This window comes from Martinezella miluonensis, assembly GCF_900094545.1.
Taxonomy (GTDB): Bacteria; Pseudomonadota; Alphaproteobacteria; order Rhizobiales; family Rhizobiaceae; genus Rhizobium; species Rhizobium miluonense.
The window spans coordinates 1-8,055 of the sequence record NZ_FMAH01000086.1; the positions used below are offsets into that span (position 1 = coordinate 1).

11 protein-coding genes are annotated in these 8,055 nt (G+C 59.7%); 2 read left to right on the forward strand and 9 right to left on the reverse strand.

From position 1 onward, the window contains the following. The 3 genes from GA0061102_RS32105 to GA0061102_RS32115 form a co-directional block, all read right to left on the reverse strand. Positions 1-255, reverse strand: a 255-nt coding sequence (locus tag GA0061102_RS32105; RefSeq protein ID WP_139115139.1) for a transposase, incomplete at its 3' end; no start/stop codon positions are given. A 78-nt stretch (positions 256-333) separates the two neighbouring features. Beyond that, a complete protein-coding gene (locus GA0061102_RS32110; RefSeq protein ID WP_092856731.1) occupies positions 334-855 on the reverse strand; it encodes a hypothetical protein in 522 nt (173 codons plus the stop codon). Further along, positions 852-1,400: a CGNR zinc finger domain-containing protein gene (locus GA0061102_RS32115; RefSeq protein WP_092856736.1), complete on the reverse strand. Its 549-nt coding sequence runs from the start codon at positions 1,398-1,400 to the stop codon at positions 852-854. The genes GA0061102_RS32110 and GA0061102_RS32115 overlap by 4 nt, the downstream gene beginning before the upstream one ends. Positions 1,401-1,466: 66 nt before the next feature. Here GA0061102_RS32115 and GA0061102_RS32120 point away from each other — a divergent pair, with 66 nt between their 5' ends. Then, the gene (locus GA0061102_RS32120) at positions 1,467-2,363 is read left to right on the forward strand and encodes a branched-chain amino acid ABC transporter permease (protein ID WP_092856739.1); all 897 of its coding nucleotides are present in this window, start codon (positions 1,467-1,469) and stop codon (positions 2,361-2,363) included. A gap of 3 nt (positions 2,364-2,366) precedes the next feature. Here the strand turns inward: GA0061102_RS32120 and GA0061102_RS32125 are convergent, their stop codons facing one another. The 5 genes from GA0061102_RS32125 to GA0061102_RS32145 all read right to left on the reverse strand — a co-directional run bounded on the left by GA0061102_RS32125 (position 2,367) and on the right by GA0061102_RS32145 (position 6,695). Continuing rightward, positions 2,367-2,837 (reverse strand): molybdenum cofactor biosynthesis protein MoaE, encoded by a 471-nt coding sequence (locus GA0061102_RS32125; protein ID WP_092856742.1) that lies wholly within the window; start codon positions 2,835-2,837, stop codon positions 2,367-2,369. A 4-nt stretch (positions 2,838-2,841) separates the two neighbouring features. Further along, complete coding sequence (gene moaD, locus GA0061102_RS32130) at positions 2,842-3,096, reverse strand: molybdopterin converting factor subunit 1 (protein ID WP_092856745.1); 255 nt, start codon at positions 3,094-3,096, stop codon at positions 2,842-2,844. Further along, on the reverse strand, positions 3,096-3,683 hold the full coding sequence (gene pgsA, locus GA0061102_RS32135; RefSeq protein ID WP_004122205.1) for a CDP-diacylglycerol--glycerol-3-phosphate 3-phosphatidyltransferase: 588 nt from the start codon (positions 3,681-3,683) through the stop codon (positions 3,096-3,098). The genes moaD and pgsA overlap by 1 nt, the downstream gene beginning before the upstream one ends. Before the next feature lie 205 nt (positions 3,684-3,888). Next, a complete protein-coding gene (uvrC, locus tag GA0061102_RS32140; RefSeq protein WP_092856748.1) occupies positions 3,889-5,931 on the reverse strand; it encodes an excinuclease ABC subunit UvrC in 2,043 nt (680 codons plus the stop codon). Beyond that, entirely contained in the window at positions 5,928-6,695 is a 768-nt protein-coding gene (locus GA0061102_RS32145; RefSeq protein WP_092856751.1) for an SDR family oxidoreductase, read from the reverse strand. Before GA0061102_RS32145 ends, uvrC begins: the two co-directional genes overlap by 4 nt. A 365-nt stretch (positions 6,696-7,060) precedes the next feature. Between GA0061102_RS32145 and GA0061102_RS32150 the strand changes: the two genes are divergently transcribed. Continuing rightward, the gene (locus GA0061102_RS32150) at positions 7,061-7,693 is read left to right on the forward strand and encodes an outer membrane protein (protein WP_092856754.1); all 633 of its coding nucleotides are present in this window, start codon (positions 7,061-7,063) and stop codon (positions 7,691-7,693) included. A gap of 150 nt (positions 7,694-7,843) precedes the next feature. Here GA0061102_RS32150 and GA0061102_RS32155 read toward each other — a convergent pair. Further along, on the reverse strand, positions 7,844-8,055 hold a 212-nt coding region (locus GA0061102_RS32155; RefSeq protein ID WP_208858742.1), incomplete at its 5' end, for a transposase.

Consider the following 8,055-nt stretch of genomic DNA (forward strand, 5'->3'; position numbering starts at 1 on the left):
GACCTCGATCTCGCGCACCAGCTGACGTTCCGAGCGGATGCCGAAAAGATAACCGATGAACAGCGCCTTGAACATCAATGTCGGATCGAGCGGCGGCCGGCCGTTGTCGGCGCAATACAATCCCGCAACGCGATCATCGATGAAAGTAAAGTCGATCACCGCATCGATCTTGCGAAGCAGATGATCTCTCGGCACCAGGCTGTCGAGCGTCACCATCTCGAGACCCGTCTGTTCGGCAGCAGGTTTCTTCAACATGTCCCATTGAATCAAAAACCTCCGGCCAAAGCCAGAGGTTTGTCAGCAGTCTGAGCCGGGATCGCATCCCGGCTTTTTTCATGCGGGGCAAGCGGTATCGTGCCCGTAATCGACGCTGCCGTCACTCTTGAAGACATCGGGATTGGCGGTGTAGACCGGGCCGACGACGAGCGGCTTTGTCGGCAGCACGGTCTGGTCGAGATCGGACTTGACCTCGGTCTTGAGCGTCTGGATCGTCTTGTCGCTGGCATCCACCAGCTTGATCGAAACGGAATAGGGGCGGTCCTTGCGCACGCAGCGCAGATCGGGGCTTTCCAGGGTGATCTTGTCCCAGAAGGAATAGATCTTCTGGTGGACGACAAGCGGATCGCCGCCTGCCGGATTTTCGAATTCCGCAACTGCCGTCGTGCCTTCGGGGATCGGGGCGATCTTCTTCAGCGTGATCATGTAGGTCGCGCTCGCCACGCGGTAATTGAACACGAAGATGCGTCCGGTGAGCTCAGTCGGACCTTGATCGTCCTTCCTCTGGCAGCCGGCCAGCGCTAGGCCGGCGACTATTCCTGCGCCGATCGTCGTCAGCATGATCCTTCGCATCTTCATGGTGCAGTCTCCTCCTTCTTGCGCCGGTAGTGCCGGCTGGCCTTGGCGCGGTTGCCGCAGACCGCCATATCGCACCAGGCGCGGCTTTTGTTCTTGCTGCGGTCGATGAAGAGCCAGCCGCAGTTGCGGCATATTTTCATTCGTTCGGGATCGGGCATGGCGATGAGCCGCAGCGTCGAATGCACCGTCGCGGCATCGAGCCCATCGGCTGCGGCGCGCTTCAGGACCTTCGCCAATGCAGCAAGCAGATCGGCAAGCAGCAGCTCTGCGGCCTCGCCCAGAACGCGCGCCCGGAAGTAGCGGTCGATCGTCTCGCGCATCGTGATGAAGTCGGCCCTGTTTTCCCGCTGCACCGGCAGGATATCGCCGAAAAGCGCCCGCTCGGCGCAGAAATTGGCGGCCGCTTTCGGAAAGCTGTCCATCTGTCCCGTTGCCGCGAAACGATCGGTCCGGCGCTCGTCGTCGTGGCGCAGGATCACGCTGTTGGCGACATCGAGCGCCAGCGCGCCACCGGAAAAGCGATGTGGGGTCCAGGAAAAGCTCATGACCAAAATTATAACTGGTAAAATTGATTTTGCCAGTTACTATTTACATGTTCCTCGGAGGGGCGGATGGCCTATCTTCTGCAGCAATTGGCGAATGCCGTTCCACTCGCCGCGCTCTATGCGGCACTGGCCTTTGGCTATTCCATCGCGTTCGGGGTGATGAAGCGGGCCGACATCACCTATGGCGCGCTCTTCGCCTTCGCCGGCCAGATGCTGGTACTCTTCACCGATGTCGGCTACACGAGAATGTATCTGATCCTGCCGGCCGCCTTCACCTTCGGCACGGTTGTCGCCGTCGGCTATACGCTGGGTACGAGCTTCCTCGTCGGCCGCGCGATCATGTTGCCTTTGTCGCGCAAGTCGCCGAATACCGTCATCGTCGCCGCGCTTGGCATGATGATCATCCTGATGGAGACGGCGCGCTTGGCTTCGAATACGCGCAGCATCTGGTTGCCGCCATTCCTGAACGAAGCGATCGTCTTCTGGGATAGCGGCGATTTCCGGGTAACGCTGACCGAAATCCAGCTGCTCAATACAGCGCTGATGATCCTTGTTATCCTTGCAGGCGCCTATGTCCTTAGATGCACCGGCTGGGGGCGCATCTGGCGGGCGGTGACCGATGACGCATTCGCCGCCGAACTCTGCGGCACGAGCGCTAACCGTGTCTTCCTGCTGGCCTATGTCGCTTCCGCGCTGGTTGCGACCATCTGCGGGCTGCTGGCCACGTCCTACTACGGAACGATGGATTTCGGGGCAGGGCTGATGTTCGGGCTCAAGGTGCTGATGGTCGCAGCGGTCGGTGGTTATTCCGACCCCTTGAAGTCGGCGGGCGGGGCAGCGCTCCTTGGCCTCTCCGAGACCATGTGGGGCGCTTACGGCCCGTTCCTGTGGCGCGACTTCGTCATATTCTCGCTGCTCGTGCTCTTGCTGGTGCTAAGCCGGCGCGAAAGGGTTGTGCCCTGAAGCCTATTTGTCGCCGGCCCATTTGGCGCGCGCCGCATCGTCGGCATCCCTAGCCGAAACCCAGCCGCCTTGCGCACCGTCGCTGCCATGTTCTTTTTTCCAGAAGGGAGCGGAGGTTTTCAGGAAATCCATGACGAAATTGGCGCCGTCGAAGGCGGCCTGCCGATGCGACGCCGCGGCAATGACGAGCACGATGTTCTCGCCGGGCGCAATCTTGCCGTAGCGATGGATGGCCGACAGGCCGAGAAGCTCGAAGCGCTCGATCGCGAGATTGGCGATGCGGGCGATCTCCGCCTCCGCCATGCCGGGATAGTGTTCGAGCTCAAGGGCGCCCAGCGTGCCGCCTTCGTCGCGGCAGAGCCCCGAGAAAGTAACGACCGCGCCGATGTCATGCCGGCCGTCGGTCAGCCGGTCGATCTCCACCTGAAGATCGAAATCCTCGCGTTGAACGCGGACAAGCGGCTGTACGCTCATCAGCTCACCCCCCGGTCATCGGAGGGAAGAGCCCGATCTCCCGCGCTCCGGCGACAGGCTCGTCGTGATCGGCATGTTCCATGTTGATGGCCACGCGGATCGCCTCGGGGAATTGAAGCGCTGCCTCGTATTCCTCTCCCAAACTCTTCAAATGACTCAGAAGATCGCCGACGGTCACGACATCGGCGGGAAGGGAAATCTCCTCTTCCGTTTTGCCGATCCGCTCACGCACCCAGGCGAAATAGACGAGCTTGGTCATTATTCTTCATCCACGACATGCTTCAGCCCGGCGCGGAAATAATCGTAGCCGGTGTAGATGGTCAGCAGCGCCGCGATCCAGAGCAGGCCGATGCCCATCTCCGTCGTATAGGGTAGCACCTTGTCGCCCGCCGGCCCAGCCAGAAGGAAGGCGATAGCCACGAGCTGGGCGGTCGTCTTCCATTTCGCAATGCGCGTCACGGGAACGCTGACCTTTAGGGCCGCCAGATATTCGCGCAAGCCCGAGACCAGGATTTCGCGGCAGAGGATGATGATGGCGGCCCAGAGCGACCAGCCGGCAATGGTGCCGTCGGCGGCGACCAAAAGCAGGATCGCAGAGACCAGCAGCTTGTCGGCGATCGGATCGAGCATGCGTCCGATATTCGAGGTCTGGTTCCAGATGCGCGCGAGGTAGCCATCGAGGAAATCGGTAAGCGAGGCGATGACGAAGATCCAGAGTGCGACCCAGCGCGCGAAATCGGAACCTTCCAGCTTGCCCTCGATGAAAAAGCACAGAACGATCAGGGGTACGCAGAGAATGCGGCCGTAGGTGAGCAGGTTAGGAATGCTGTAAGCGCGCGAAGCCATGGAAATCATTTCGTTTCGGTTGTCCCGACCGAGCCCGATGAGCCATTGTTACGTCTCATCCCGGTCGCGTCACTTGATTGCGTGTGACCCCAAAAACCGCTTCGCACTTTTTGGGGTCACACTTAGATGATGGTTTGACTAGCTTATGGTCAACATTGTTTCTGTTTTTTCACCGCTATTGCGTGGAATTTGCGACCGGGATTTTCTATTTCGCGGCGTCTTCATGAAAATGGTTATAGACCTGCCGAGCCACACCCTCCGATATGCCTTCCACGGCCATCAGATCGGAGAGCGCGGCGCGCGAGACGGCCTTGGCGGTGCCGAAATGCTGCAGCAATGCCCGCTTGCGCGAAGGGCCGATGCCGCCGATCTCGTCGAGCGGGTTCTTCACCATCTCCTTCTTGCGCCGGGCGCGATGGGAGCCGATGGCAAAGCGGTGGGCTTCGTCGCGCATGCGCTGGATGAAATAGAGTACCGGATCGCGCGGCGGCAGCGTGAAGCTTTCGCGCGAAGGGGCGAAGAAGCGCTCGCGTCCGGCGTCACGGTCGACACCCTTGGCGACGCCGATGGCGATAACGCTGTCGGTGATTCCCAGTTCCTCGAGAATGGCGCGCACGGCCGTCATCTGCCCCTGGCCGCCGTCGATGAGGATGATATCGGGCCAAGCCGGGAAGGGCTGATCGACCGCATCGGTGCCGGAAGCCTCCGCAGCCGCGCTTCGGTCGGGCTTGCCTTCTTCCTTCAGCAGGCGGGAGAAGCGGCGCGTCATGACCTCGCGCATCATGCCGAAGTCGTCGCCCGGCGTGATGTCGGTCGATTTGATGTTGAACTTGCGATACTGGCCTTTGACGAAGCCTTCCGGCCCCGCCACAACCATACCGCCGACTGCATTCGTACCCATTATGTGGGAGTTGTCGTAGATCTCGATGCGCTGCGGCACGTAGGGAAGCTGGAATGTTTCCTTGAACCCTTCGAGCAGCCGCGACTGCGAGGCGGTCTCGGCGAGCTTGCGGCCATGTGCCTCGCGGGCATTGGCAACGACATGATCGACCAGATCGCGCTTTTCGCCGCGCTGCGGCACGAGGATCGCGACCTTGTGGCCTGCCTTTTCGCTGAAAGCGGCGGTCAAAAGCTCGATCTCCTCGACCGTTTCCGACAGCAGGATCTGCCGCGGCACCGGCTTGTCGTCATAGAACTGCGCCAGGAAGGCATTCAGCACTTCGGCGCCCGAAAGAGACGGATCGGCTTTCGGGAAATAGGCGCGGTTGCCCCAGTTCTGGCCTGTGCGGAAGAAGAAGACCTGGATGCAGGAGATGCCGCCCTCGTGATGGATGGCGAAGACATCGGCTTCCTCGACGCCGGCAGGATTGATGCCCTGGTGGCTCTGCACATGCGACAGTGCCGCCAGCCGGTCGCGAAAGACGGCGGCGCGCTCGAAATCGAGATCCTCGGCGGCAGCATTCATCGCCTCGGCCATATGAGCCTTGACGTTCTGGCTCTTGCCGGAAAGGAAGTCCTTAGCCTCCTGCACCAGTTCCGCATAGCCTGCATCGCTGATCTCATGCGTGCAGGGCCCGGAACAGCGCTTGATCTGGTAGAGCAGACAGGGCCGGGTGCGCGTCTCAAAGACGCTGTCGGCGCAGGTGCGGATCAGGAAGGCGCGCTGCAACGAATTGATGGTGCGACCGACGGCGCCCGCCGACGCGAAGGGGCCGAAATAATCGCCCTTGCGGGCGCGGGCGCCTCGATGCTTGAAAATGGCCGGCGCGCGCTGATCGCCTGTGATCAGAATATAAGGAAACGACTTGTCATCGCGCAGCAGCACATTGAAGCGTGGCCGCAAGCGCTTGATCAGATTCGCTTCCAACAGCAGCGCTTCTGTCTCCGTGCGCGTGGTCACGAACTCCATATTGGCGGTTTCGCGGACCATGCGGGCGATGCGGTTGGAATGCACCCGGCCCATCGCATAATTGGCGACGCGCTTCTTCAGGTTCCGCGCCTTGCCGACATAAAGTACGTCGCCGGCTTCGTTGAACATGCGATAGACGCCGGGATTGTTCGGCAGCCGCTTGACGAATTCGGCGATCAGCTCCGCGCCGCGAAGTCCGGTCTCGTTCTTGCCGCCTTCGTTCCAGTCGACGAGCGTGACAGGGGAGGTGGCGGCATCGCCCTCCACTTCGATGTCGTCTTCGATATCCTCTGATTCGTCGTAGAGAATGCCGCCGTCGGGCAGCTTTCGTCCATTCATTCCGCACTCTCCGCCACATCAGGCGTTTCCCAGGCAAGATGCTGGCCGCCGTCGAGCGCTATCATTTGGCCCGTGATCGAGGGCGTGTCAAAAAGAAAGCGGACGGTGCGGCCGAATTCTTCGAGCCCCGGCGCCGCCTTCAATATGAGGCCGTCGATCTGCGCTTGAAAGTCCTCTTCCGTCTGCCGCACGCTGCGCACGGTTGGGCCGGGACCGATCGCATTGACACGGATGCGGGGAGCGAAGCTCTGCGCCATCGTCTGCGTAGCCGCCCATAGGGCGGCCTTTGACAAGGTATAGGAATAGAAGCGCGGAGTGAGCGCCCAGACCCGCTGGTCGATGATATTGACGATCAGCCCCGGATAGGGCTCTGGAAGCTGCCGCACGAAATCGGCAGCCAGAATCGACGGCGCGCGGACATGCACCGCGAAATGCGCCTCGAAGGCTTCGGCGTCGAAGCGGTCGGCAGAATCGCCGAGGAAGGCCGAGGCATTATTGACCAGCAGATCAAGCGGGCCGAGCGCCTCGGTGACCTTTTCGACAAGGGTTGATGTCTCGCCCAAATTTTGCAGATCGGCCTTGATCGCAATCGCCTTTTTGCCCTTTTGCTGCAGTTTCGCCACAATTTCTGCAGCCTCGTCGAAGGAGTTATTGGCGTGCAGGGCCACGACGAAGCCATTCGCCGACAAATCCTCGGCGATGGCCCGGCCTATTCTTTTGGACGCGCCCGTTATCAATGCGGCGCGTAGTTTTTCCTGGCTCAAGAGATCGCCTTTTGCTCATCGTTACCCAATCGATGATCATATAGGGCGTGGATACACCATATGAAAAGATGCTTCTGCAGGTGGCGTTCTTGAGGTCGCATATGTAGAACTTAAAGTATATTTAGATTAAAATAAGTATACACGCTTTAACCATTGGTTATGGTTAATAATTCATATGTTGCGGTGAAGCAACATCGAAATTCAGCCATGTCTGTGCCACAATGAAATCATATTTTGGCTCTTCCAATTCCTCATTTGCCATTCAGTTTCAACCTCGATCCGGGAGGGATGTGTTTTTTAATTGCTCGTGACGCTTCGAAGTCAAAGACAGTAGACGAAGCTCACGGGACTGAAAGGAGAAAAGTATGCGTACTCTCGTAACGACCCTCATGGTCTCCGCTTTCGCCCTCGGCGGTTTCACTGCAGCTCACGCTGCCGATGCCGTTGAGCAGATTCCGCAGCCGCCCGTCGCCCAGGAAGCAGCTCCGGCCGTCAACAACTGGTCCGGCTTCTACATCGGTGGCGAAGGCGACTGGAACAAAGGTCACTTCAACCGCACCGGCAATAGCTACGCCTTCGGCGGTGGTGCCTTCACTGGCTACAACTGGCAGCAGGGCCAGATCGTATACGGTGTTGAAGCCGACCTCGGTTACGCTGACTCCCAAACGAGCCGTAACGGCCTGACCGCCAAGAACGGCGTCAACGGCTCGGTTCGCGGCCGCATCGGTTACGACTTCAACCCGTTCATGCTGTACGGCACGGCCGGTCTGGCAATCGGCCAGAACAAGCTCGAAGACGCTACTTCGTCTGAAAGCAAGACGGCTGTTGGTTACACGGTCGGTGCAGGTGCTGAAACCTTCATCACCAACAACATCACGGCTCGTCTCGAGTACCGTTACACCGACTACGGCAAGAAGACCTTCAACCTCGACTCCGGCAGCTTCTCGCGCGGCTTCGACGAGCAGAGCGTCAAGGTCGGTATCGGCGTCAAGTTCTGATCATCTGCAGGCATAGCCTGAAGAAAAAGCCGGGGTTTCGCCCCGGCTCAGACCGCTGACAAACCCCGTCATTTTTTGGCGGGGTTTTATTTTGTGTTGAGTTTCGAGGTTGACTGGATGTTTTGAACGGGCCGTTCAGATTCCCTCTGCTTATGCGGGGCTCGGTTGGCTGGCCTTGGTGAGGGCCATTGCGATCTTCTTGATGTTCTGGGCGGCTGCGGCCATCAGGCACTGGCATTGGACCCGGATGAGACTTCGGAACCGCGCGTAGCGATGACCATGCAACTGTTTGGCGTCGGCAAACGAGCGCTCGACCGTCTCTTTCCGTCGTTTGTAGATGGCCTTGCCCCAGGGCTTGAGCC

Bases quoted from the DNA above. Each gene is read 5' to 3' on its own strand.
- GA0061102_RS32110 (WP_092856731.1), bottom strand. From the start codon at position 855: ATGAAGATGCGAAGGATCATGCTGACGACGATCGGCGCAGGAATAGTC.
- GA0061102_RS32115 (WP_092856736.1), bottom strand. From the start codon at position 1,400: ATGAGCTTTTCCTGGACCCCACATCGCTTTTCCGGTGGCGCGCTGGCG.
- GA0061102_RS32120 (WP_092856739.1), top strand. From the start codon at position 1,467: ATGGCCTATCTTCTGCAGCAATTGGCGAATGCCGTTCCACTCGCCGCG.
- GA0061102_RS32125 (WP_092856742.1), bottom strand. From the start codon at position 2,837: ATGAGCGTACAGCCGCTTGTCCGCGTTCAACGCGAGGATTTCGATCTT.
- moaD (WP_092856745.1), bottom strand. From the start codon at position 3,096: ATGACCAAGCTCGTCTATTTCGCCTGGGTGCGTGAGCGGATCGGCAAA.
- pgsA (WP_004122205.1), bottom strand. From the start codon at position 3,683: ATGGCTTCGCGCGCTTACAGCATTCCTAACCTGCTCACCTACGGCCGC.
- uvrC (WP_092856748.1), bottom strand. From the start codon at position 5,931: ATGAATGGACGAAAGCTGCCCGACGGCGGCATTCTCTACGACGAATCA.
- GA0061102_RS32150 (WP_092856754.1), top strand. From the start codon at position 7,061: ATGCGTACTCTCGTAACGACCCTCATGGTCTCCGCTTTCGCCCTCGGC.